Below are 22,267 nucleotides of genomic sequence, written 5' to 3'. Positions count from 1 at the left end.
AAGCATTATGAAATTAATCTCTTTAGATGTTGGCGATAAGACGATCGGAGTAGCACTCAGTGACGATCTTTTGATTACCGCCCAAGGTCTCATGACAATCGAACGAGTTGGTATTCGTAAGGATACCGGAAAAGTTATGGATCTTGTCAAAGAGTATAATTGTGATACAGTCATCATTGGACTTCCGAAAAATTTAAACGGTACCAATAGCATCCAGACCGAGAAAGTCTATGAATTTAAGACCATGCTGGAAAACAAAATGAAAAGCATGGGAATGAGCAAAATCGGAATCGAATTCCAGGATGAAAGATTCACAACCTTAATGGCAGAAAAAGTTTTAATTGAAGCTGACGTCAGCAGAAAAAAACGAAAAGATGTCATCGATAAACAAGCTGCTGTTTTAATTCTGCAGGGATATTTGGATCGCATGAGAAATATTCGGCTTAAAAAGGAACAGGAAGAAACGCTGGAGTAAGCGGATTCTTCTATCCACATCTATTCCTAAAATTGTAATTTTCGGAATAGATTGTAGCGGATAAAAAAAACAGCCTGGATTTTGGCTGATTTTAGCTTGTTTTACCGGCTGCCTGCATCTTGACCATCTATGATTCAATCTTTATATTTTATTTATCATCCTATTATTATTAATTGTTGCTCTCTTAGATGATTTGACCGTATCTTTTCTATTGGCTATGATTTTCCACATTCATCATTTATTTTCTTTTTCAATTAGAATCTGATAATGGATTAATCAGTTATAATTTCTGAAGCTGCTTAACGTTTCATCCTCAGTATCCGTTAATTATCAACAAATTAATCGTTTCAACTCGTCCTCGCCATATCGTAAACCTGAAACCCAGCATTTGCAATGCCTTCAGGCGTCGAGGCTCTAAAATGCGTTTTGAGCGACTTTTTGGAGTATGCCAATGGTTTTATACCTGTCCAATTCGACTTTAAATTAGCAAGATGGATAGAATGACCCGTAAGAAAACTCTATTTAGTAAATGAATGGCAATGAAAACAGATCAATACATAATTTATTATTATATGTAAGCGGGAATCAATATTTTCTGGCCTGGATAGATATCGTTTGCTTGCAACTCATTAATTCTACAGATCTCATGGATGACCATCCGCGTATCTTTTCCCTCAGGACCGAATTCCTGTGCCAGGTCCCAGAGAGTATCTCCGGATTGAACCAAAATTTCAGAATAAATAGGCTTCATCAAGCTTTCAGAATTATAAGCCCCAAAAACAGTACCGGCAGTACTGAACACGAAAAGGATCATCAGCGTCATAAATAAAGTAAACCTTAATTTTGATTTAATCCGATATTTTTTCTTCATAATGCGTTTCTCCTTTTCTTATCTCACTACGTTTAAAACGTATGTTCTTTTCTTTATAGTAATAGAATGTGCGTTCGTTGTCAAGTAATTTTACAAACATTTGTTCTTTTTCGCCGATTTAAAAACAAAATGCAGCTCCGTCGTTAAAATCACTGCATTTCGTTCGCATTTTCTCTTTGTCTGATATTGCTTAACATACATCAATCTGAAATGAGTTATTGAAAGACCCACTTCAGCCATGGCTGAAGTGGGTCTATTCTGCTCAATTTTGCTAACTAATTCGAGGAAGTCGGAATCGCGATTTTAATCCCAACCGTCGCAGCCATTTTAGCAATTGCTTTCGGATCGGAGTTTTTAACGTTAACATCGATACGCGGTGTGTATGATGCCTCTAATATGGATGCTTCTTCATTGGTCAGCTTGATAGATAATGCTTTTATCGCCTCATCGATGTGGCTGGCTTTGAGCGCCCCCACGATAGGTGCTGCAACAACGGAATTTCTGTATAACCAAGCTAGAGAGACTTGTGCACGGCTGACACCTCGTTCCTCGGATACCTGTCCAATCGCTTGAACGATTTTTTCATCAGCAGCTGCAGTTGCATTGAAGTATACGGAAGCACCTGATTCGGCTTCAGAGCGAGATGTTTTTTCACCCCATGGCCGGGCAAGCAGCCCACGGGATAACGGACTATAGATGATGGTTTGTATGCCTTCGTCGGCACAGAGCGGAAGCATTTCGTTCTCTTCTTCGCGAGCAACAAGATTGTAGTTATGCTGCATCGATATAAAACGAGCCCAGCCGTTAGATTTCTGTATATGCAGCGCTTTAGCGAACTGCCAGGCTCTCATTGTGGATGCTCCCAAATAACGCACTTTTCCCATCTTAACAAGATCATGAAGTGCTTCTAAAGTCTCCTCCCAAGGCGTAAACGGATCAGCACGATGGATCTGATAAAGGTCGATATAATCCGTACCAAGACGTCTCAAGCTGTTGTCAATCTCAGTCAGAATCGCCTTTCGAGAAAGACCAAATGAATTAGGACCTATACGTGTAGGTGCACCGAGTTTCGTCGCAATAACGATATTCTCACGTCTTGAAAATTCTTTAAGCGCCCTACCTAAGATCTCTTCACTCGTTCCTTGTGAATAGAGATTAGCAGTATCGAAAAAGTTTATGCCCGCTTCTATGGCGTGTTTAATTAAAGGACGGCTGCCTTCCTCACCAAGTGCCCAAGTTGGGTGGCCTTTCGTTGGATCTCCAAATCCCATACTTCCGATACAAATAGGTGAAACTTCCAGACCGGAACGGCCAAGTTTAATATATTCCATAATTACCTCCTGAAAAATTCTTAATTCTATAATCATATTTTAGCTCGAATTCATGTTATACCGATAACATGATCCGATCAAAAAATTGCCTAATCCTATCATGATCCTATTTTCTGTAGGTCTGTACGGCTGCGGGCAAATAGTTGATAAAGTATGGTTGATATTTGGGTTAAACAATTTCAAACAAAAAAAGAGTGAATTCGCTATTCGCTGCGATTACACTCTTCTTTACAGACTTTCATTTTATATTCTAATATGATTCACTCACGCTCCATGTTTTTCATCCGCTTTAAATCTTTTCTAGGAGAAAATTCAAACGTTCTTGAGTACTCACGAATGAATTGCGTCGTACTTTCATATCCAACCAGATATGCTGCTTCGGCAACATCTATTGTACTGGTTATTAAAAGTCGCCGCGCTTCCTGAAGCCTTAACTGCTTTTGAAATTGTATTGGGCTCATGATTGTGATTTCTTTGAAGTGTCTAAAGAATGAAGGTACACTCATATTAGCAATCTTAGCCAGTTCTTCAACGCGAAGCGCCTCCTGATAATGGTTTACAATGTGCTGAATCGCGTTTTGAATAGATACCGTTGGACTATTATCAATTACAATTTGTTTCAATGAATCGCCATATTCGCTGCTAAGCACTTTATATAAAATTTCCTTTACAAAAAGAGGTGCTAGAATAGTAATATCTCCTGGTTTATCCAGTAATCGAACCAGTCTTAGAATAGCATCTAATAATGATTCATCTAACTTTGCGATATTCAGTCCACGCTTTATTTTACGTGAGTTCCTCTTGATCTCATCATCATTTAATAACTCTAAGATTTGATGATTCGTGAACCCAATCTTCAACGAAAGGTTAGGGTTCTCATTAGATGCTTCAAGCACTTCTGCTATGATAGGCAGATTCATAGATGATACCAAGTAGTTTGGCAGCCCGTACCTGAAATGCTCTCCACCAAATATTACATCCTTTATCCCTTGTACTACGATATAGATTGAAGGTTGGTTTATAATATAGGGCGCAACCACTCCATCATGACAGTGTGGACTAGAATAACGAGAGAAACTAAGGGCTGAGATCGCGGTAACCTGTGGCCCCTCTCTGTCCGTATGGCGGCTGACCAACTCAGCAAGCTCTTTTTGCATATCATTGTTTTCGTTAGACATTAAATTCTCCACATTTTTTATATTCGGGTTCCGAATCTAAAAACCTCATTTTCAATCCTGTATTACCATCCTCATTATACATTTACATGACAAATTAATGAAGACTATTTTCCCGGCCTGCTCCTCCAAATCATACCATATGTCGAATTAAATTTCACTGTCCAATTAAGAAGATACATGCGGTGATTAAGCTTTTTCTTTAGAACTGACTGCCGTTCTTTGATACAAAACCGGTATTGCTGCTCCAATAAGGATCATGCCCATAAAAGCTGGTGCTGCATGGCCAAGCCTTACGTAGATTTGACCTCCGACAACAGGCCCGATGATTCTTGCCAAAGATTGAATTGATTGACTGCCTCCCTGAATCCTTCCTTGTTCACTGGCATCTGACGACTTGGAAAGCATACCGTTAAAGGATGGTCCGAAAATTGAGTCACCAAAACCAAAGAGAAACATGCCCGTTATAAAAAGAGGATAGTATGAAAACAAAGCAGAAACAGCGATGAGACTGTATCCCGCAATTTCGGAAACCATTCCCAGAATCGCGATTCGTGCATCGCTAAGCTTAATCAACAGCTTAGGCATTACGATTCCTTGTGAAACGATATCTTGGATGCCCATAATGGAAAACATCATCCCAATGAGTGCAGGCTTCCAATGAAAGGTATCAATGATAAATTGTGAAAAAACCGCTTGCAGTGATCCGTTGGGTATCCAAAGTAAGAAAGCAGCTATAAGGATTCTTTTCAACTGTTTCATTGAAAGTATATTAATGAGCTGCAGAAATGGATTGAGTCTTGCGGCGGTAATTTTTTTCAATCGATTCTTTTGGGCAAGACTCTCTGGCATAAATAGATATCCATAACACACATTGATTAAAGTGATGGCAGCGCCAAAAAACATTGGTGCTGAGTAGCCAAACTTAGTAAGCAATCCGCCCAGTGTGGGCCCAATGACGACGCCTACACCGGTAACCGCACTCACCCACCCAAAGTACTTTGTGCGATGTTCTCTCGGGGTAATGTCTGCAAAATATGCAAAGATCGTACTAATGCTCCCTCCTGTTATCCCTTCTATAATGCGTCCTGCAAATAGTACCCATAGCGCACCTCCTATGCCAAAAACGAGGTATCCGATGGAAGAACCGAAAAGGCATATCAAAAGTAATGGACGACGACCGTATCTGTCACTCAAAGCTCCGAGTACCGGAGCTGCAAAAAACACGCAGACTGCATATACAGATGTTAGAAAGGTAACGACAATGGCTTGATCTTTGGGACTACTGATATAAGGCTCTACCAAGAACGGAACAACAGGTGCTATGATGGTGAAGCCTATTCCGCAAAGGAACACAGACATCAGGCCAAACAGGAGTGCTTTTCTGTCTACAATTACGTTTGCAGATGGTTCTTTATATGGTTTTAATTTGATCACAAAATTTCTCCTTTTCATTTTTGTTTCCTCGGATGCAAAACCATGGTATCACCATTTTGCTTCCTTGTCAACAAAATGACAGAAAGAAAAAAGCAGCTATTCTCAAAAGAACTGGCTGCATTGTTTTCACTCAAATTATTCAATTGGTTCAGATTTGGATTCCGCTTCCAGTGGTTTGGATTTGAAGACCTCATCCAATTTTCTTATTTCTGTATCCAGGTGGCGGTTATACTCTTCCACGAAGCGGAGCATACTGTCAAACTGTTCCTCAGTGATCTGTTGGAAGACTACTTTATCTCTCTTTTGAAACTCTCTGTGCAGTTCATCATGGATTTTATAGACGTCTTTCCCTTTCTCAGTAAGCCTGAAATAGATTTCTTTTCTATTTTCCGGCTTTCTGTAGCTTTCTATGACACCTTTATTGACCAGTTTTGCTGTTAATTTGCTGATTGCACCGGTGGTCATAAAAAAGGATTCCGCAAGTTTCGTTACGTTTGGATCTTCATTTCTTCCTATGTACTCAATACAATGCACTTCTGATGACTTATAGCCCTTAAGGCTTTCCTCCATCTTTAGTCGGTTAAGCCATCCCATCTTGTTGAATACGTCCCTGAGACCTCTCATGACCTGTTCTTCTTTGTTCATTGCTCTTTCCCTCCTGACCCTTGATTCTATTCTTCCTTATGATTTCTCTCTTACCATTCGGCAGTAGACTTTGTCTGACCATCCCATGAGCCGATCCCGCTGCAGGATGCCTGCCGTAAAAAGGATTACAGCGGCAACTGCCAGTGCAATGAGCCCAATATAACTTCCGTTATAGAACATGCTGCCCATCATGACACTTCCCATCATAGCGGGAAGCCTTCCTCCCAGTGATAGTAAAAGGAACGGAATGATGCGTATTTCTGATACACCAGCGGCATATGTGAAAATATCCTTGGGAATCCCCGGGATCAGAAAAATAACAAAGAGAATCACGAAAGATCTCTTCTTGTTCAACGTGTGAACAAACCGAGAAAATTTTTCTTCTCCGAAAATCAAATGAAGTGCATCCTTACCAAGCAGACGGGCCAGATAAAAGGTTATCACGGTGCCCAAGGCAACCCCTATCACTGAAAAAAGGAGCCCCAGCAGAAATTTGTACGCATACCCCGCGGCAAACTGCAGTGCCTGCCCCGGCAAAACCGATATAATAATCTGAAACACCTGCAGCCCGATATAGATGAAGATGCTTGCAGTCTTGTACTGTTTCAGTACTTTATTGATTTCTTCCAGGTTCTTAAATCGATCAATCAACTCTGGATACGTAAAATACACATAAACCGGCACAGCAATGATAATACCGAGCAGAATTACCAGCTTTAGTATGGAAACAAATGTTCTGTATCGTTTTTTGTGTGCTGATGAATCAATGGTCATTTCTCTCACCTGAAATTAATCGTTGTTCATGATTGTATTGTGACCTGATTATTATATCCGAATTCTTTCGTTTTAACTCGTTGCACGCTTTTAAATGTCACGCTCCGGGTGGCGTACTGTCACGCTCCACGAGATATGGTACTTATTCTTCTTATTTACTGAAATTCAAAAGATTATTTCGATATAATTCCTGAAGTGCTTTGATCACGCCGAATTTCGAATGTTCATAGGTCAGGCCTCCCTGAAAGTAAACGATGTACGGCGGTCGTATTGGAGCATCTGCACTGAGCTCTATGGATGATCCCTGGACAAAAGCACCTGCTGCCATGATTACTTGGTCTTCATACCCAGGCATATCCCATGGAACTGGTTTGACATGAGCGTCAATGGGCGCTGCCGCCTGAATCCCTTCGCAGAATGCAACCACTGCTTCCGGTGATCCCAATTTCACTGCTTCGATGATGTCGCTCCGTTTTTCTTCAGGCTTGGGGCAGACATCAAAGCAGAGATTTTGGAAGACTTTGGAGCATAAAATTGCACCTTTCACAGCTCCGTTTACCGTTTTGGGAGCAAGGAACAACCCCTGGAACATGGTACGGGTCTGTCCGAAGGTAAGGCCGCATTCACCGCCGATTCCCGGGGAGGTCATCCGATAAGAGATGTTTTCGATCAGGTCAGCACGACCTGCAATATATCCGCCTGTCAGTGCAAGTCCACCGCCGGGATTCTTGATCAGGGATCCTGCTACAACATCAGCTCCCACTTCCGTCGGTTCCTTAACATCAAGGAATTCACCATAGCAGTTGTCTACCATGCAGACGATATCCGCACGTATGGATTTTACAAATCGAGCCCATTCTTCTATTTCCGGAATGGTAATGGCTTTTCTCCAGCCGTATCCGGTGGCTCGCTGAAGTGTAACCATCCTTGTTTTCGGTGTGATTGCAGCCGCAAGAGCTGATAAGTCAATGGTTCCGTCTTCCTTCAGTTCCACTTGTTTATAGTGAATTCCAAAATCCTTAAGAGATCCCTTTCCCTCGCCCCGAATTCCAATTACTTCTTCCAAGGTATCATACGGTTTTCCCGTACAGTAAATCAGTTCGTCTCCCGGTCTGAGAATTCCAGACAGTGTCAACGTCAGCGCATGAGTACCGTTTACGATAATCGGCCGAACCAAAGCGGTATCCGTTTTGAAAATATCGGCATAAACCTTTTCCAATGCCTCTCGCCCCGGATCGTTATATCCGTATCCAGTATTCCATCCAAAATGCATGTCAGAAATTCTGTTCTTCTGAAATGCATTTAAAATTTTGTATTGATTAAAGGCCATAATATCATCAAGTTCATAAAAGATTTCTTGAATTTGCCCCTCTGCTTCTGAAACTGCATTCAATACGTCTTCGCTGATTCCAAATTCTTTATTCAATAATTGATAGGTATTCTTCTGCATGATAGATTCTCCCATTTTTTCTTGTTCTACGAACAGGTTTCCGGTATACATAATATATTTATAGTTACATGCGCTTGTCGATTCTGTTTCTATGCGGTATGCCTTAGGCATAAGTCTTCTGTCGATAGAGCGCAATATCAACGATTTTTATCGAATTCCTCTTCCCATTCAAAATTTTTAACCAAATCCTTCTTCACGTTTTTCTTGTGCGCTGCGTAGAGCTGTGTTGTCGTCACATTCTCATGATCCAAAAGCGCCTGCACATCAAAGATGGAATTCCCTCGCCCAATCAGCGATGTAGCCGCGGTGGCTCTTAACTTATGAGGGCTGTACCCAGAAGATCTTGAGGTAGCCATTCCGATTGAGGTATATTTCTTTGCAAGCTCTCTAATCTGGCGCTCGGTCATTCTTTTCCCTTGCAGAGACAGGAACAGTGCATCCTTATGCTGCTCTGCCAGTGATTCATCTGAGGCACGTTCTTCGTTAATATAGGCCAAAACAGTCTTTTCAGTCGATTGATTCAGCGGCATGATGGACTCCTTGCCCCGTTTCCGGTAGATCTTGAACTCTCCCCGGCTGAAGTTAAAGGAGGATACGTTGAGCTGCTGCAGTTCTGAGATACGAAGCCCATATGTAAGAAATAAAATTAAAATCGCTTTATCCCGCTTCTTTGTTTTTTCCCAGAATTCCCGCTCTTTTTTTGTGAGATTACCCCCCGTGGAGACCGCATCCAGCATTCTCATCACTTCATCGTCCTGCAACGCTTTAATTTCTCGTTCTCCCGGCTTCGGAGTTTTAATGGGATCAAAGCCGTCTGTAATATTTTTGCGAACCAGTTCATCCCGATAGAGGTACTTAAAAAGTACCGATATAGATGACTTTTTTCTGGACAAGGACTTCTTATCGTTTTCGTAGATGTAGACAGTTTTTTCTTTTTCTACTTTGTATCTTCTGCAATAGTCTATAAAGAGATTGACATCAGAGGCCCGAATCCCGTCGATTTCTTCCAGTTTGATCTCTTTCGGAGCTTTCGCCTCTGTCAAGCCGGTTTCATGAATCAGGTAATTGAAGAAAAAGCGAATGTCCTGCAAATACGCCAGCCTGGTCATGGGCAGAACATTGCCCTTTAAATACATAAAAAAACCATTCAGATACGATGGGAGTTCCTCCTGTATTTCCTGACATTTTTCGAAAATCTCTTGTTCCTTCAGGATGATGTTGTCCGGCTTATCACTCTTATTATGAATTTTTAATTCTTTTTTTGATTCTTTTTTTACCGACATCTTAGCCATCTTTTTCTCCTGACGCAATAAGGTGGTAGTTTAATCTAATCACTTAAATCACTGCGAATAGATTTAACAATGGCATTCAGTGCATACTGATCATCACTGTATTCAGATAGATTAAACCATTTCATTTGCGGATATCTGCGGAGCCATGTCATCTGACGCTTTGCATAATGCCTGGTGTTCCGCTTCACAAGGCGGATTGCTTCATCAAGATCATATTCTCCATGCAGATAAGCAATGACTTCTTTATAGCCAATCCCCTTCATTGAGATACTGTCCTCCGTGAGCCCTCGATCCAGCAAGCACTTGACTTCATCAATGAGGCCTGCCTGCACAAGCAAATCAACCCGCTGGTCAATGCGCTGATAAAGTTCCTCTCTGTCTCTTGTGAGTCCAATGAGAATGCATCGAAAATCTCTGGTTTCTACGAATGACTCGCTGAACTCACGGATGCCTTCCCCGGTACTCTGAAACACCTCAATGGCACGAATGACCTTCTTTAAATTGTTGGGGTGAATTCGCTCTGCTGCATCAGGATCTAGCGTCTTGAGCTTATCGTGAACATAATTCACACCGTACTCCGCAGCCTCTTTTTCCAGCGCTTCTCGAAATCCTTCCTGCCTCGGCATGACAGAAAAATCCATGTCGTAAATCAATGAGTTGAGATAAAGTCCTGTACCGCCGGAGACCACCGGCATTTTTCCTGCGTCAAAGATCTGATTGATATATTTTTTTGCAAGGTGCTGGTATTCGGCAGCGGAAAACGGTGAGGCTGGATCGATTTCATCCACAAGGTAGTGCTTTGCCTGTGCCAGTTCCTCACTGGTAGGCTTTGCGCTTCCGATGTCAAGATATCGATAAATCTGCATGGAGTCGGCAGATACAATTTCTCCGTTCATAGTCTTGGCCACTTCGATTGCATATTTGGTTTTCCCTACCGCCGTTGGTCCGGCGATAAAAATAACAGTTTTTTCTCCGCTCATATAGCATCCTTTTTCTTCTACTCGTATGGTTTCTCATACCTAATTCAAAATTTGTCGGGACAGCACATCGGTACTAAACCCTCTTAAACATTTTCTCGATTTCATATTTTCGCAGCTTCACGAAAGTAGGCCTTCCGTGAGGACAGGAATAGGGATTCTTTGTCTTTGCCAAATCTGCCATCAGGCGATCGATTTCCTGGCGATCCAATACGTCATGGGCTTTCACTGCTTTCTTGCAGGCGCTGGTAATGATCGAGGCGATTTTCTTCTGATTATCCAGTTCGCCCTCTTCCGAAATATTGTCCAGCAGGTAATCGATAAAGTCCTTGGACTCCTCCAGTCCCATATAATACGGAATCGCTTTGACAATATAAGCAGTCGGGCCGAATTCTTCGATCTCAAAGCCTAGATTTCCCAGGAAATGGAGCATTCGCCCCGTATCATTTTTGACGGCATGAGTCACATTTATGACGAATGGCGTCAGAATCATCTGCTGCGTCTTCTCTTCTTTTCGATATTCGGCAAGCAGCTGCTCATAAAAGATTCTTTCGTGGGCTCCATGCTGGTCGATCAGATAGAAACACGAATCATCCACAGCTGTAATATATGTTCCAAAAATGGAGCCGGTAACGGTCAGTGCTCCAATCTCAAAATCATCTGCCGGCTTAGTATTCCCAGCCTGATTATTCTCCAATATAACAGAATTTAATCTTTTTTCCGAAGGTACATAAGCGTCTAAAGCCTCATTTACCAAAGGTGCAGGGGTCTTTTCATCGCCGTCTTGGAATTCAACTGCTGATGCGGCAGTAGATACAGAAGATCGATTTTGTTCAGAATACTGCTTTTGCTTCTCCTTGGCCAGCCTCGATTCAAACAATAATCTTTTTATGTCAACCTGTTCCTCTTTCGGTCGCTGTTCGACCTGCGTGCCATTGGATTTCACCGCTTGTGTTTTTATCACATCCGCTTCTTTCGTCTGCACCGAAGCATCAACGCCTTCTGCTGAAGGTTTGGGGCTATCTGTATCCAGAGTGCTAACAGGATCTGCCAAAGTCTTCGATGGGTCTGCAGCCAAAGCTGAAGGCTTAAATTTAAAGAGATTATTCTCTTTGATTTCCGGAATCGCGTCCTTGGTTTTTAAACTTTTTCTGATGGACGCAGCGATAAATTCCCTGACAGCCTTTTCATCATCGAAGCGAACTTCCCGTTTATTGGGATGGATATTGACATCCAAGCTTTCCGGGGAAACCCTAAGAAACAAGAAGCTCACCGGATATCTGCCTTCAAAGAGCTTTTCCTGGTACGCATCCGTCACCGCATTCTCCATTAGCTTACTGCTGATATATCTTCCGTTTACAAAGAAAATCTGACTTTTTCTATTGGTTCTGCTGTTGCTGGGCGCGGAGATAAACGCTTCCAGTGCCATCTGTCCATGATCCTCCGAAAGATGAATCAGCTTATCCCCAATTTCCCTGCTGTAAATGGTGAGAATATTGGAATAGATATCTCCTTTGCCGTTGGTGGAAAACAGGATATTTCCATTGTTTACGAGACGAAATTTAATCTGAGGATATGCCAGCGTCATTTTAGAGATAAAGTCGATGATCAGTGTGCTCTCAGTAGCATCCTGCTTCATAAACTTTAATCTTGCCGGCGTATTAAAGAAGAGTTCCTCGATGATGAAGGTGGTTCCCTCAGGACAGCCCGTATCCTCTTTTTCAATCATTTCTCCGCCTTCCAGTCTGAGACGAATCCCACTCTTATCCCCGGCGGTTTTCGTGATCAGCTCCACTTTGGAGACGGCAGAAATGCTGGCAAGTGCTTCACCGCGAAATCCAAGACTTTCAATATGATCCAGATCCGTATCTGTCTTAATTTTGCTGGTAGCATGCCTCTTAAATGCAAGTTCTGCATCCTCCTTTTGGATGCCGCTGCCGTTGTCTGTTACACGGATATATGTTTTTCCGCCATTTCGTATTTCAATGGTGATAGAGGTGGCGCCTGCATCAATGGAATTTTCCACTAGCTCTTTTACGATGGAAAGTGGTCTGTCCACTACTTCGCCAGCCGCGATCTTATCTGCCACATGTTTCGGAAGTTCAAAAATTCTTTTTTCTATGGTTTGATCCATATCATGCTCCTGTTCCGGCCGGATGCGCATTCATTCGGCCTGATCTGCATTTCATGAAATTCTCTTATTCGTTCCTTTATTCGAATCAGCACCCATGTCAATTACGATTCTGCAGCCTTCTTTAATTCCTCAAGAATACTGAAAGCCTGGGATGGAGTAATCGTCATAAGATCCAGTGATTTCAGCCGCTCCACTACAGGATTGGGGGCAAAACTGAAAAAGGAGATCTGCTCTGCGTTCGCCTTTGCTTCCGGAAGTTGCTCCGCAGCTCCGGGCACATATTTGTCAAGATCGATAGAAGCGCCGCTATGTTCAAGCTCTGAGAGCTTTTCTTCCGCCGCAAGAAGCAGCTGCTGCGGTACCCCTGCAAGCTTTGCCACGTGAATCCCATAACTTCGGCTGGCACTGCCCTCGACTATCTTATGAAGGAAAACGATATTGCCGTCCTTCTCTTGTACATCCACGTTCAGGTTTTTCAGTCCGGTCATATGCCCTTCCAGAGCGGTCAGCTCGTGATAGTGGGTGGCAAAGAGGGTTCGGATTCTTCCTCTGCTGTTGCAAAGATATTCCACAACTGCCCAGGCAATGGAAAGTCCGTCATAGGTGCTTGTCCCTCTTCCGATTTCATCCAGAATGATGAGGCTTTTGTCTGTCGCCGTGTTGAGAATATAGGCGAGCTCACTCATTTCCACATAAAAGGTACTCTGCCCCTGTGCCAAATTATCGGATGCGCCGATTCTTGTATAGATACGATCTACAATGCCGATGGTTGCAGCTTCTGCCGGCACGAAACAGCCTGTCTGCGCCATGAGAACGATCAGTGCAGTTTGGCGCATGTATGTAGATTTTCCCGACATATTTGGACCGGTGATCAGCAGCATGCTGCTGTCCTTCCGATCCACATAGGTGTCATTAGAAACAAAGATGCCATTGCGAATGCTTCCTTCTATGACGGGGTGCCTTCCTTTTTCGATGAGGATCGCATCTCCATTGTTGATGCTTGGTTTGATATATCCCAGTCTGCTCCCCACTTCTGCATAGGAAACCAGAACGTCAAGCACAGAAATTGCAGCCGAGGTACTTTGTATGGTTCCGATAAAGCCTTGAATCATGTTTCGGATCTCGACAAACAGTTCATATTCCAGCTGGTTGATCTTTGTTTCCGCGTTGAGAACAACGGATTCTACTTCTTTTAGTTCTGGAGTAATAAACCGCTCGCAGTTGGCCAGGGTCTGCTTTCTGATGTAGTTTTCGGGAACGAGATCATAGTAGGATTTTGTCACTTCGATATAATATCCGAAAACCTTGTTAAAGCCAACCTTTAAGGATTTAATCCCGGTCCTCTCTTTTTCAACTGCTTCCAATCCTGCAATCCAGCTCTGACCGTCAACGATGGAATCCTTCAAGCTGTCAAGATCCTCAGAATAGCCTTTTTTGATCAGTCCTCCCTCCTTAACGGTAAAGGGCGGCTCATCCACCACAGCACGATCGATAAGCTCGTAGATGTCAGCAAGTGCGTCCATTGAGGTTTCCAATCGCTCCAGCAAAGGATCACCGCAGGCGGAAAGCTCACTTTTCATATCAGGAAGGACAAAAATAGAGTTTTTTAAGGCAATAAGATCTTTGCCGTTGGCGTTTCCGCAGGAAATTCGTCCGGCCAAACGCTCCAGATCGTAGATCTTTTTCAGATGCTCTTTGATATTGTTTCTGAGCAGAATTTCGTCTGTTAAGAGCTCCACAGCGTCCAGACGCTCTTTGATTTCTGTCAGCCTGTTCAAAGGTTCTCTCAGCCATTGCTTCATCTTTCTGGAACCCATGGCAGTTTGCGTCTTGTCCAGAACACCAAGAAGAGAGCCTTGAATCTTCTTCTCAAACAAGGTCTCTGTCAGCTCCAAATTCTTGATGGTTGCCTTATCAAGTGCCATATGGCCTGCCGTATCGTAAACATTCAGGCGGGCAAGGTGGGATAGGTTCTGCTTTTGAGTCTCAAAAAGATAGGAAAGCAATGCTCCAAGCGCCATTACTGCGGAGGGCATTTCTTCTACCCCCAGACCCTTGAGGGATTTTACTTTAAACTGCCTTAGCACCGCATCCTCCGCGGAATTTTGATTGTAGTACTGTGAACCTAATATACTGAAATAGGCGCCGGAAGCATCGCGAATATCCTCAGAAAGACCGTCCAGTGAGACTGCTTCGTTGGCAACAACTTCCTTTGCCCTAATTTTTACCAATTCATTAATCAGTTTTTCTATGTATCTTGTACCCGAAAGCTCTGCTGCACTGATTTCTCCAGTGGATACATCACAATAAGCGATCCCCGCACCCGTCTCACTCAAAAAGACAGATGCAAGATAATTGTTCTCCTTTTCATTGAGCATGGATTGACTGACCACGGTGCCGGGCGTGATGATCTGTATCACTTCCCGCTTTACAATCCCCTTGGCAGTTGCCGGATCTTCCACCTGCTCGCAAATCGCCACCTTGTAGCCTCTGTCGATGAGTTTGCCGATGTAGTTATCCGCTGCGTGATACGGAACACCGCACATAGGTGCCCGTTCTTCCTGTCCATAGCTTTTTCCCGTCAGTGTGATTTCCAGCTCCCTTGACGCCGTTATCGCATCTTCAAAAAACATTTCGTAGAAATCTCCGAGACGGAAGAACAGGATGCAATCCTTGTAGTTTTCCTTGATATCCATATATTGCTGCATCATCGGTGTAAGTTGCATGGTAACCTCTAATCGCTTTCTTTCTACTCTATTTTAATTAACGTTATACCCTTCTAGTCAAGCACCTCATGGGAAGCCTTGACCACTGCTTTGATCATGTCTTTATAATCACGACCGCCAGTAAGCTCATCATGATTGTTTTTACTAAGCAAGAGAAGATATTCGATATTTCCTTTTGCTCCTGTCATAGGAGAAAAATCAAGGCCATGGGGGTAGAGGCCGTTTCTTTCAGCATATTGGATTACGTTTCCGATCACTTCTTCATGCACAGCTTTGTCCCGAACAATTCCCTTTTTTCCGACCTGCTCCCGCCCTGCCTCAAACTGTGGCTTAACGAGGCAAACCAGCTTACCGTCCTCAGACAGCAGGGAAGACGCAACAGGGAAGACAAGCTTCAGTGAGATAAAGGATACATCTATGCTGATAAAATCAGCCTTTTCTTCAATCGTATCCGGTTCCAGATAGCGAATATTTACCTTCTCCATATTGACAACTCTCGGATCATTTCTGAGTATCCAGTCAAGCTGGCCGTAACCCACATCGATGGAATAGACCTTTTGGGCTCCATTTTTCAGCATACAGTCCGTGAAGCCTCCTGTAGAAGCCCCAATGTCCACAGCAACCACATTCTCTAAGGATAGCTGAAATGATTGGATGGCTTTTGCAAGCTTCAGTCCGCCTCGACTTACATAAGGACAGGTGTCCTCTTTTACATATAGATCCGCATCCTCTCGAACGCCCGTTCCTGCTTTGTCCACTCTCTGTCCGTCAACATAGACGATGCCCGCCATAACGGCAGCTTTTGCTCTTTCTCTGGAAGGAAAGAACCCTCTGTTAACAAGTATGATATCAAGCCTTTCCTTCAAGGAAATCACACACCCTTTCCGCGATGCTCTCCGCATCCAATCCATATTTACAGCAAAGCTCCTCTGTGCTTCCCTGCTCTACAAAACGATCGGGCCAGCCGATGTTCAGTATCTTTACAGCATTCATTCTTTTTTCCGCCAGAACCTGCGTCACCGAGGAACCATAGCCGCCCTCAATTACATTATCCTCAAGCGTAATGAGCTTTCCGGTTTGCTTCGCAGCAGCAAGAATTGAATCGGTATCTATCGGTTTTATAAACCGTGCATTGGTCAGCCCTGCCTGAATCCCTCTTTTGCGCAGCAGCTCACAGACCTCTGTTCCAACAGAAACCATTTTTCCCACCGCAAAGAGCTCCACGTCCTGACCTGTGAGGATAGAACGACTGCCAAAAAAATCATCTTGTTTTTCCAGCACATCTTGTTTTTCCAGCACATTCCCATCAGCCGGTGTTATCTCCGGCGCTTCTCCTCTGGGATAACGGATGGCACAGGGACCGGGAAGTGTCATGGCATATTCCATCATTTCTTCAAGTTCTTTTCCATCCTTGGGAGCAAGCACTGTCATATTCGGCATATGAGACAGGTAGGACAGATCAAACACACCGTGATGGGTTTCTCCGTCGGAACCTACATTGCCCGCCCTGTCGATGGCAAACAGGACCGGAAGCTTCTGCATACAGACATCGATGAGAATCTGATCATATGCTCGCTGCAAAAATGTGGAGTAGATGGCAACCACCGGTCGGTATCCACCTGCCGCAAGACCAGCAGCAAACGTCACTGCATGGGCTTCTGCAATACCGGCATCAAAGATCCGCTGAGGATATTTCTGAGAGAATTTTCCCAAACCGGTCGCTTCAATCATCGCTGCACAGACCGCAACAATTCTATTATCCCGGTCTGCCATCTGCAGGAGCTTCTTCCCAAACACAGAGGAATAGCTGGGTTTTTCCGAAACGGACGCCAAATTGCCTGTGGTGGGATCAAAGGCGGCGATTCCGTGAAATTTCCCCGGATTATTTTCCGCATTCCGGTAGCCTTTCCCTTTTTTCGTTATGGCATGGATCAGCACAGGCTCATCCATAAGTTTTGCAGCGGACAGGATCTCAGTCAAATCGTGGATATTATGACCATCCACTGGTCCAAAATATTTGAATCCAAGCTGTTCGAAGATTCCTCCGGGAGACAGCGCATATTTTACCGTATCTCGAATATGCTCCACACTGTTATAGAGACCTTCGCCAACGCCTGGAATTCCTTTTAGCGTCTTTTTTAACTGCTTCTTTAGATCCAGGTAGGTGTGAGAGGCCCGCAGCTTTGCAAGATGCTGAGAAATTCCACCGATATTTTTTGAGATGGACATCTCGTTATCGTTGAGGATCACAATCATCCTGGAATGGGAAGAACCGGCATTGTTCAGCGCTTCGTAAGCCATTCCCCCTGTCAGCGCGCCGTCTCCGATGACCGCAACCACCGAATAATCCTCACCCTTTAGATCTCTCGCAGCAGCATAGCCCATGGCTGCTGAAATGGAATTACTGCTGTGTCCGGTATCAAACATGTCATGGATGCTTTCCTCCCTTTTAGGAAAGCCGCTGAGACCGTTGAATCTGCGAAGGCCATCAAAGCTCCCAGCTCTGCCGGTAAGAATCTTATGTACGTAGGATTGATGTCCCACATCCCAGATCAGCTTATCCTTTGGGCTGTCAAATACGCTATGCAGTGCGATGGTCAATTCAACAACACCCAGATTAGAGGCCAAGTGGCCTCCGTTCTTTGAAACCTTTTCAATTAAAAAATCTCTTATCTCGTAAGACAACAGCTCCAAGTCCCTATCGTTCATCTTCTTCAGTTCTTCCGGAAAGCTGTAGTCCAGCAACGTCTTATTCATTTAGAATATACCCCTTGTAATCTCTTATTTTACATGTTACAACTGTCTGGCACCTGCTCTGCGTCAGCTGGAAACTGTTATTTGATTCTTGAAGCCAGTTCATCGGCCAGCTTAATAAAGAATTCCGCATTATCATAGTAATCCGCCAAAGCATGTTTCGCATTTTCTGTCAGCTCATTCGCTTTTTTCTTAGACTCTTCAAGACCGTAGCGGCAGGGATAGGTGGCTTTTTGATTTGCTTCATCCGATCCGACCCGTTTCCCCAGCTCAGCTTCGCTGCCGCTTACGTCCAGAATATCATCCACAATCTGGAAGGCCAGACCGATGTTTTCCGCATAAGCATCCAGATCTTCCAGCATCTTTTTATCGCAGCCTCCTAGGTAAGCGCCTGCTCTTACAGCCGCCTTAATCAGTGCAGCTGTTTTATTCAGATGGATATAGTCCAGAATTTCTCTGGTACACTGTTTATTCTCCGCCTCCACGTCTGCAACCTGACCCGCTATCATTCCTCGGCAGCCGGCTCCTTTTGAGATTTCATAAGCTGCTCTGACTCTTCGCTTCAGCAGATCAACATTATCAAAATAAAGCAGCATATCCTTGTTCATAGCCTCAAATGCCGAAGTTAACAGTCCATCACCTGCCAAGATCGCCATAGCCTCTCCAAATACCTTGTGATTGGTTGGCATCCCTCTTCTGAGGTCATCATTGTCCATGGCCGGAAGGTCATCATGGATCAATGAATAAGTATGAATGTATTCGATGGCGCAGGCGTAAGGAAGTGCTGTTTTTTCATCCCCTCCGCAGAAATCACAGGCAGCAAGCAGAAGGACTGATCGAAGCATTTTCCCTCCGGCTTTTAGACTGTAAGTCATAGCTTCGGTTAACGTAATACTTTTATGGTCAATATCTGGCAGAAAATAAAGGATATGTTCGTCTACCAGGTTTTTATATCTCAGATATTCTTCATTTTGCATCCTACCATATCTCCTTTATGCTTCCTTTTTATCGTAGAATTCGATTTTCTGTTTTGCATCGCTTAGAATCTCATTGCAGTACTTGTAATACTCCACGCCTTTTTCAAAACACTGCATGGCCTCCTCCAAAGTTGTGCCGTCTTTTTTCAGAACCTCAGCTGAACGCTCAAGCCCTGCCAAAGCTTCCTCAAAGCTCATCTTTTTCTCTTGTTTTGCCATTTTGATTCCTCCTTACATCGAAGACGCGGCATTGTATACTGCCGTCCTTCATCACTGCCGTCAGGTCATCGCCAGTCAGAAAACTACCGGCCGTACCCGTCATCTTTCCTTCTCCATTTAAAATTGCCGCATATCCTCTGTCCATGATATTTTTTGGATTTAAAGCATCCAGACCTGATTTCGCCATTTCCAGCCGATTGGCCCAGTCCTTCAGCCTGCTATCCAGGGCACCTCCCATATCTTTAAACAGAGCTTCCGCATTCATTGCACTGTACAACAGCCTGTGATTCAAGCTTACGCTCAGTGCTCCGATATTGTGGCTTGCGACCCTTAGTTCCATATATTTTATCAGCCGTTCCATGACATGAACCAGGCTGTCTTTTTCTCCTTCAACATATGCTTTTAATGCATTGATATCAGGTACCGCCATCTGCGCCGCAGCAGTAGGCGTTTCCGCTCTCTTGTCTGCAACAAAGTCCGAAATCGTGAAATCTGTCTCATGGCCCACCGCAGAAATCACGGGAATTTTGGACGCAAAGATACTCCGTGCGACGATTTCTTCATTAAACGCCCACAGTTCTTCCATAGAACCACCGCCCCTGCCGACGATAATCGTATCGGTCTCAGGAAAAAGACGGTTTACATCCTGAATAGATTTTGCGATATCTGCAGCAGCTCCGGGACCTTGAACAAGGCAGGGATAAACCAAGATATCAACAATATTATTCCTGCTCTTGATGATTTTTATGATATCTCTTACCGCGGCACCGGTTTCAGAAGTAATGACCGCGATTTTATTCGGAAAGTATGGGATGGGCTTTTTGTATTTGTCATCAAAAAGGCCTTCGCCGGAGAGCTTTTGTTTTAGTTTTTCAAAAGCAGCAGTTAAGTTTCCCAGACCTTCCACTGCGATGTCTCGAACATTAAGTGAGTAGGTTCCCCCCCGCTCATAGAGAAAGATATATCCTGATGCAATGATTTCGATACCGTCAGCCAGCTCATAGCGCAGATCCCTGAGGTATTCTGATGCAAGGAAACAATTGATCTTGCTGTTTTCATCCTTCATTGTAAAATACACATGACCTGTGCTGTGATGCTTCAGGTTTGAAACCTCGCCGATGACTGAAACGTTGCCCAGCAGCGGATCTGATTGAAGAATTCTCTTAATATAACCGTTGAGCTGTGATACCTTTACCGGTTTGATAGCCATAAAGCCTTCCCTCCGAGATAGGAAATCCCAACCGCATTATCTGAGGAAAGGGCAGGATCTCCAAACATGATCTGTATATGCCGCCCGAAAACGAGACGGTCGTTAAAATAGGTTTTTAATTCCGTTCTGATAAAGCTGCTGGCGGTCACGCCGCCGGTAAAAAGCACGTGGCTGCAACCTGATTCCGTAACCGCTTTCTCCGTTAATACTGCGAGGCAGCTTCCCATATGGTGAAACAATTCGTAGATCAGCCATTCTGGATCTGCTCCGTTTTCCAGGTGCCGTCTGCACTGTGTTTCCAGGCCGGAAAGGTTGATTTCAAGACCGCTCACAGGGATCTTTTTTAAAAGATGTAACTTTTTATTGTCAGCTGCATCAAGCTTGTCCCTTGCATCAATTGCCATCTGATCCAATTGTTTGCCGCAGGGAAAATCCATCCCAAGAACTACACCGATTCTGTCGATGACCTGACCAAAGGAAAGGTCTCTGCTTCCCCCCAGAATGTTGATTTGTCCATTGCTAACCTTCAGCAATTCACTGGTTCCGCCGGAAAGATGGTAGGCCAGATAATCGCCAACCTCCGTTAATGGGCTGTTGTATTTTACTGCTTCCAAATGTCCTTCCTGATGCGAGAACTCAAAGAATGGCACCCCCAGGCTGGCTGCCATAACTTTCCCGTAATTTACGCCGGCTTTGAAAACAGGCATATAGGAACCTTCTACCGGTCTTGGTCTGCTGGATGCTGCTACAGCAGCAATCCGATGCTTATCTGTTGATTCTAGTGCTTTGAGAATCAAGACCGGCAGATTTTCCATATGCTGAAAAAGGGCGTGGGATTGCCGAAGCCCTCTTTCGCCCTGCTTTACAGTTAATAATTTTCTTGCATCCAGTTTGATTTCTCCGCTGATATCCGTAACCGCAAGTGATGTTGTGTAGTTGCTGGTATCAATGCCGAGAATCAGATCTTTATTCTGCATCTTTCGTTCTTACAACCTTACCCAGAATCCCGTTGATGAATTTTCCCGAATCATCGCCGCCAAACTTTTTTGCCATATCCACAGCTTCGTTGATCGACGCTGAATCAGGCACCTCATCCAGGTATAAGATTTCTGCCGCGGATAACCGCAAAATTGCCAGGTCAACCTTAGCCATACGGTTAATTTTCCAGTTGGAGCTGCACGCTTCCAACTTAACATCGATCTGATCAAGATTGTTTGCGGTAGCCTCATAAAGGTTGTTGAAATAATCCAACTGATTGGATTCCCGCAGGTGCTCCTGAACAAATCGTTCCTTTATTTCCTTGCCATAATCATTCTGTACTTCCATCTGAAACAACAGCTGCATGAAAAGCTCTCTTGCTTCGGTTCTTCGCATGTCTTCTAGTCCTCCTCGTCTGTGAAGTTTACTCCCTGAACATGTATGTTCACTGCTTTCACAACAGCTTCCGTCATGGCTTCTACTTCTTTTTTTACATTCTCCTGGATATCCCAGGCCACTTCCGGGATTTTAACTCCGTATTCCACGATGATATATATGTCTATTCCGATCCCGTCATCGTTTTGATTCACCTTGATCCCTTTATACAGGGGCTCTTTACCGAAAATATTTTTTGAAATATTGTCGGAGAAAACACTGGATAGTCCTGCGACGCCTTTTGTTTTCAAAGTAGCATTCATGGTGCAAATTGCTATGACATCATCGGATATTTTCAGGGTTCCCAGTTTTTCATCGGATCCTGTGCTCATTCATTTCACCTCTAGTATATTAAATTTTGCAGGCAGTGACGAGCAAAATTCAGTGCTAGAACCATTATAGCAGAA

The 22,267-nt window shown here is 43.9% G+C and carries 20 protein-coding genes; 1 reads left to right on the top strand and 19 read right to left on the bottom strand.

The window, feature by feature from the left end; genetic code table 11:
- Positions 1–7: 7 nt before the first annotated feature.
- Positions 8–475, top strand: coding sequence for a Holliday junction resolvase RuvX (ruvX, locus tag FRZ06_05060; GenBank protein QOX62759.1), 468 nt, complete (start codon positions 8–10; stop codon positions 473–475).
- Positions 476–1,043: 568 nt separating this feature from the next.
- Here the strand turns inward: ruvX and FRZ06_05055 are convergent.
- The 19 genes from FRZ06_05055 to FRZ06_04965 form a co-directional block, all read right to left on the bottom strand.
- Positions 1,044–1,346, bottom strand: a complete 303-nt coding sequence (locus FRZ06_05055) for a LysM peptidoglycan-binding domain-containing protein (protein QOX62758.1) — start codon at positions 1,344–1,346, stop codon at positions 1,044–1,046.
- A gap of 275 nt (positions 1,347–1,621) precedes the next feature.
- Positions 1,622–2,677 carry an aldo/keto reductase gene (locus tag FRZ06_05050; protein QOX62757.1) on the bottom strand — a complete coding sequence of 352 codons (1,056 nt, stop codon included), beginning with the start codon at positions 2,675–2,677 and terminating at the stop codon, positions 1,622–1,624.
- A 260-nt stretch (positions 2,678–2,937) separates the two neighbouring features.
- On the bottom strand, positions 2,938–3,855 hold the full coding sequence (locus FRZ06_05045) for an AraC family transcriptional regulator (GenBank protein QOX62756.1): 918 nt from the start codon (positions 3,853–3,855) through the stop codon (positions 2,938–2,940).
- 186 nt (positions 3,856–4,041) lie between these two features.
- Positions 4,042–5,307, bottom strand: a complete 1,266-nt coding sequence (locus tag FRZ06_05040; GenBank protein ID QOX62755.1) for an MFS transporter — start codon at positions 5,305–5,307, stop codon at positions 4,042–4,044.
- Between the two features lie 117 nt (positions 5,308–5,424).
- The gene (locus tag FRZ06_05035; GenBank protein ID QOX62754.1) at positions 5,425–5,934 is read right to left on the bottom strand and encodes a MarR family transcriptional regulator; all 510 of its coding nucleotides are present in this window, start codon (positions 5,932–5,934) and stop codon (positions 5,425–5,427) included.
- Between the two features lie 36 nt (positions 5,935–5,970).
- Complete coding sequence (locus FRZ06_05030; protein ID QOX62753.1) at positions 5,971–6,708, bottom strand: TVP38/TMEM64 family protein; 738 nt, start codon at positions 6,706–6,708, stop codon at positions 5,971–5,973.
- 151 nt (positions 6,709–6,859) lie between these two features.
- Positions 6,860–8,158, bottom strand: a complete 1,299-nt coding sequence (locus tag FRZ06_05025) for a hypothetical protein (GenBank protein QOX62752.1) — start codon at positions 8,156–8,158, stop codon at positions 6,860–6,862.
- A 137-nt stretch (positions 8,159–8,295) separates the two neighbouring features.
- Positions 8,296–9,441 carry a tyrosine-type recombinase/integrase gene (locus FRZ06_05020; GenBank protein ID QOX65834.1) on the bottom strand — a complete coding sequence of 382 codons (1,146 nt, stop codon included), beginning with the start codon at positions 9,439–9,441 and terminating at the stop codon, positions 8,296–8,298.
- 44 nt (positions 9,442–9,485) lie between these two features.
- A complete protein-coding gene (gene miaA / locus FRZ06_05015; GenBank protein QOX62751.1) occupies positions 9,486–10,430 on the bottom strand; it encodes a tRNA (adenosine(37)-N6)-dimethylallyltransferase MiaA in 945 nt (314 codons plus the stop codon).
- Positions 10,431–10,503: 73 nt separating this feature from the next.
- Positions 10,504–12,591, bottom strand: a complete 2,088-nt coding sequence (gene mutL, locus FRZ06_05010) for a DNA mismatch repair endonuclease MutL (protein QOX62750.1) — start codon at positions 12,589–12,591, stop codon at positions 10,504–10,506.
- Between the two features lie 71 nt (positions 12,592–12,662).
- Positions 12,663–15,287, bottom strand: a complete 2,625-nt coding sequence (mutS, locus tag FRZ06_05005) for a DNA mismatch repair protein MutS (protein QOX62749.1) — start codon at positions 15,285–15,287, stop codon at positions 12,663–12,665.
- 53 nt (positions 15,288–15,340) lie between these two features.
- Positions 15,341–16,189, bottom strand: a complete 849-nt coding sequence (locus FRZ06_05000) for a TlyA family RNA methyltransferase (protein ID QOX65833.1) — start codon at positions 16,187–16,189, stop codon at positions 15,341–15,343.
- On the bottom strand, positions 16,137–18,044 hold the full coding sequence (gene dxs / locus FRZ06_04995; protein ID QOX62748.1) for a 1-deoxy-D-xylulose-5-phosphate synthase: 1,908 nt from the start codon (positions 18,042–18,044) through the stop codon (positions 16,137–16,139). Before dxs ends, FRZ06_05000 begins: the two co-directional genes overlap by 53 nt.
- Positions 18,045–18,121: 77 nt before the next feature.
- Positions 18,122–19,018 (bottom strand): polyprenyl synthetase family protein, encoded by an 897-nt coding sequence (locus FRZ06_04990; GenBank protein ID QOX62747.1) that lies wholly within the window; start codon positions 19,016–19,018, stop codon positions 18,122–18,124.
- Between the two features lie 15 nt (positions 19,019–19,033).
- Positions 19,034–19,237, bottom strand: coding sequence for an exodeoxyribonuclease VII small subunit (gene xseB, locus FRZ06_04985; GenBank protein ID QOX62746.1), 204 nt, complete (start codon positions 19,235–19,237; stop codon positions 19,034–19,036).
- Entirely contained in the window at positions 19,206–20,447 is a 1,242-nt protein-coding gene (locus FRZ06_04980) for an exodeoxyribonuclease VII large subunit (protein QOX62745.1), read from the bottom strand. The genes xseB and FRZ06_04980 overlap by 32 nt, the downstream gene beginning before the upstream one ends.
- Positions 20,429–21,424, bottom strand: coding sequence for an O-sialoglycoprotein endopeptidase (locus tag FRZ06_04975; GenBank protein QOX62744.1), 996 nt, complete (start codon positions 21,422–21,424; stop codon positions 20,429–20,431). The genes FRZ06_04980 and FRZ06_04975 overlap by 19 nt, the downstream gene beginning before the upstream one ends.
- Positions 21,414–21,821, bottom strand: coding sequence for a transcription antitermination factor NusB (gene nusB, locus FRZ06_04970; GenBank protein QOX62743.1), 408 nt, complete (start codon positions 21,819–21,821; stop codon positions 21,414–21,416). The genes FRZ06_04975 and nusB overlap by 11 nt, the downstream gene beginning before the upstream one ends.
- 5 nt (positions 21,822–21,826) lie before the next feature.
- Positions 21,827–22,192 (bottom strand): Asp23/Gls24 family envelope stress response protein, encoded by a 366-nt coding sequence (locus tag FRZ06_04965; GenBank protein QOX62742.1) that lies wholly within the window; start codon positions 22,190–22,192, stop codon positions 21,827–21,829.
- Positions 22,193–22,267 lie beyond the last annotated feature (75 nt).

Source organism: Clostridiales bacterium (assembly GCA_015243575.1).
Classification (GTDB): domain Bacteria; phylum Bacillota; class Clostridia; order Peptostreptococcales; family Anaerovoracaceae; genus Anoxybacterium; species Anoxybacterium hadale.
Note: the sequence above shows the minus strand (reverse complement) of the source record. Positions and strands in the feature narration are given on the sequence as shown.

Excerpts from the sequence above, each read along its gene's own strand:
- FRZ06_05040 (QOX62755.1), bottom strand. The coding sequence starts at position 5,307 with ATGAAAAGGAGAAATTTTGTGATCAAATTAAAACCATATAAAGAACCA.
- FRZ06_04965 (QOX62742.1), bottom strand. The coding sequence starts at position 22,192 with ATGAGCACAGGATCCGATGAAAAACTGGGAACCCTGAAAATATCCGAT.
- dxs (QOX62748.1), bottom strand. The coding sequence starts at position 18,044 with ATGAATAAGACGTTGCTGGACTACAGCTTTCCGGAAGAACTGAAGAAG.
- mutL (QOX62750.1), bottom strand. The coding sequence starts at position 12,591 with ATGCGCATCCGGCCGGAACAGGAGCATGATATGGATCAAACCATAGAA.
- FRZ06_05030 (QOX62753.1), bottom strand. The coding sequence starts at position 6,708 with ATGACCATTGATTCATCAGCACACAAAAAACGATACAGAACATTTGTT.
- ruvX (QOX62759.1), top strand. The coding sequence starts at position 8 with ATGAAATTAATCTCTTTAGATGTTGGCGATAAGACGATCGGAGTAGCA.
- miaA (QOX62751.1), bottom strand. The coding sequence starts at position 10,430 with ATGAGCGGAGAAAAAACTGTTATTTTTATCGCCGGACCAACGGCGGTA.
- FRZ06_05045 (QOX62756.1), bottom strand. The coding sequence starts at position 3,855 with ATGTCTAACGAAAACAATGATATGCAAAAAGAGCTTGCTGAGTTGGTC.
- FRZ06_05020 (QOX65834.1), bottom strand. The coding sequence starts at position 9,441 with ATGTCGGTAAAAAAAGAATCAAAAAAAGAATTAAAAATTCATAATAAG.
- FRZ06_05050 (QOX62757.1), bottom strand. The coding sequence starts at position 2,677 with ATGGAATATATTAAACTTGGCCGTTCCGGTCTGGAAGTTTCACCTATT.
- FRZ06_05000 (QOX65833.1), bottom strand. The coding sequence starts at position 16,189 with ATGCGGAGAGCATCGCGGAAAGGGTGTGTGATTTCCTTGAAGGAAAGG.
- FRZ06_05025 (QOX62752.1), bottom strand. The coding sequence starts at position 8,158 with ATGCAGAAGAATACCTATCAATTATTGAATAAAGAATTTGGAATCAGC.
- nusB (QOX62743.1), bottom strand. The coding sequence starts at position 21,821 with ATGCGAAGAACCGAAGCAAGAGAGCTTTTCATGCAGCTGTTGTTTCAG.
- FRZ06_04980 (QOX62745.1), bottom strand. The coding sequence starts at position 20,447 with ATGGCTATCAAACCGGTAAAGGTATCACAGCTCAACGGTTATATTAAG.
- FRZ06_04975 (QOX62744.1), bottom strand. The coding sequence starts at position 21,424 with ATGCAGAATAAAGATCTGATTCTCGGCATTGATACCAGCAACTACACA.
- mutS (QOX62749.1), bottom strand. The coding sequence starts at position 15,287 with ATGCAACTTACACCGATGATGCAGCAATATATGGATATCAAGGAAAAC.
- xseB (QOX62746.1), bottom strand. The coding sequence starts at position 19,237 with ATGGCAAAACAAGAGAAAAAGATGAGCTTTGAGGAAGCTTTGGCAGGG.
- FRZ06_05035 (QOX62754.1), bottom strand. The coding sequence starts at position 5,934 with ATGAACAAAGAAGAACAGGTCATGAGAGGTCTCAGGGACGTATTCAAC.
- FRZ06_05055 (QOX62758.1), bottom strand. The coding sequence starts at position 1,346 with ATGAAGAAAAAATATCGGATTAAATCAAAATTAAGGTTTACTTTATTT.
- FRZ06_04990 (QOX62747.1), bottom strand. The coding sequence starts at position 19,018 with ATGCAAAATGAAGAATATCTGAGATATAAAAACCTGGTAGACGAACAT.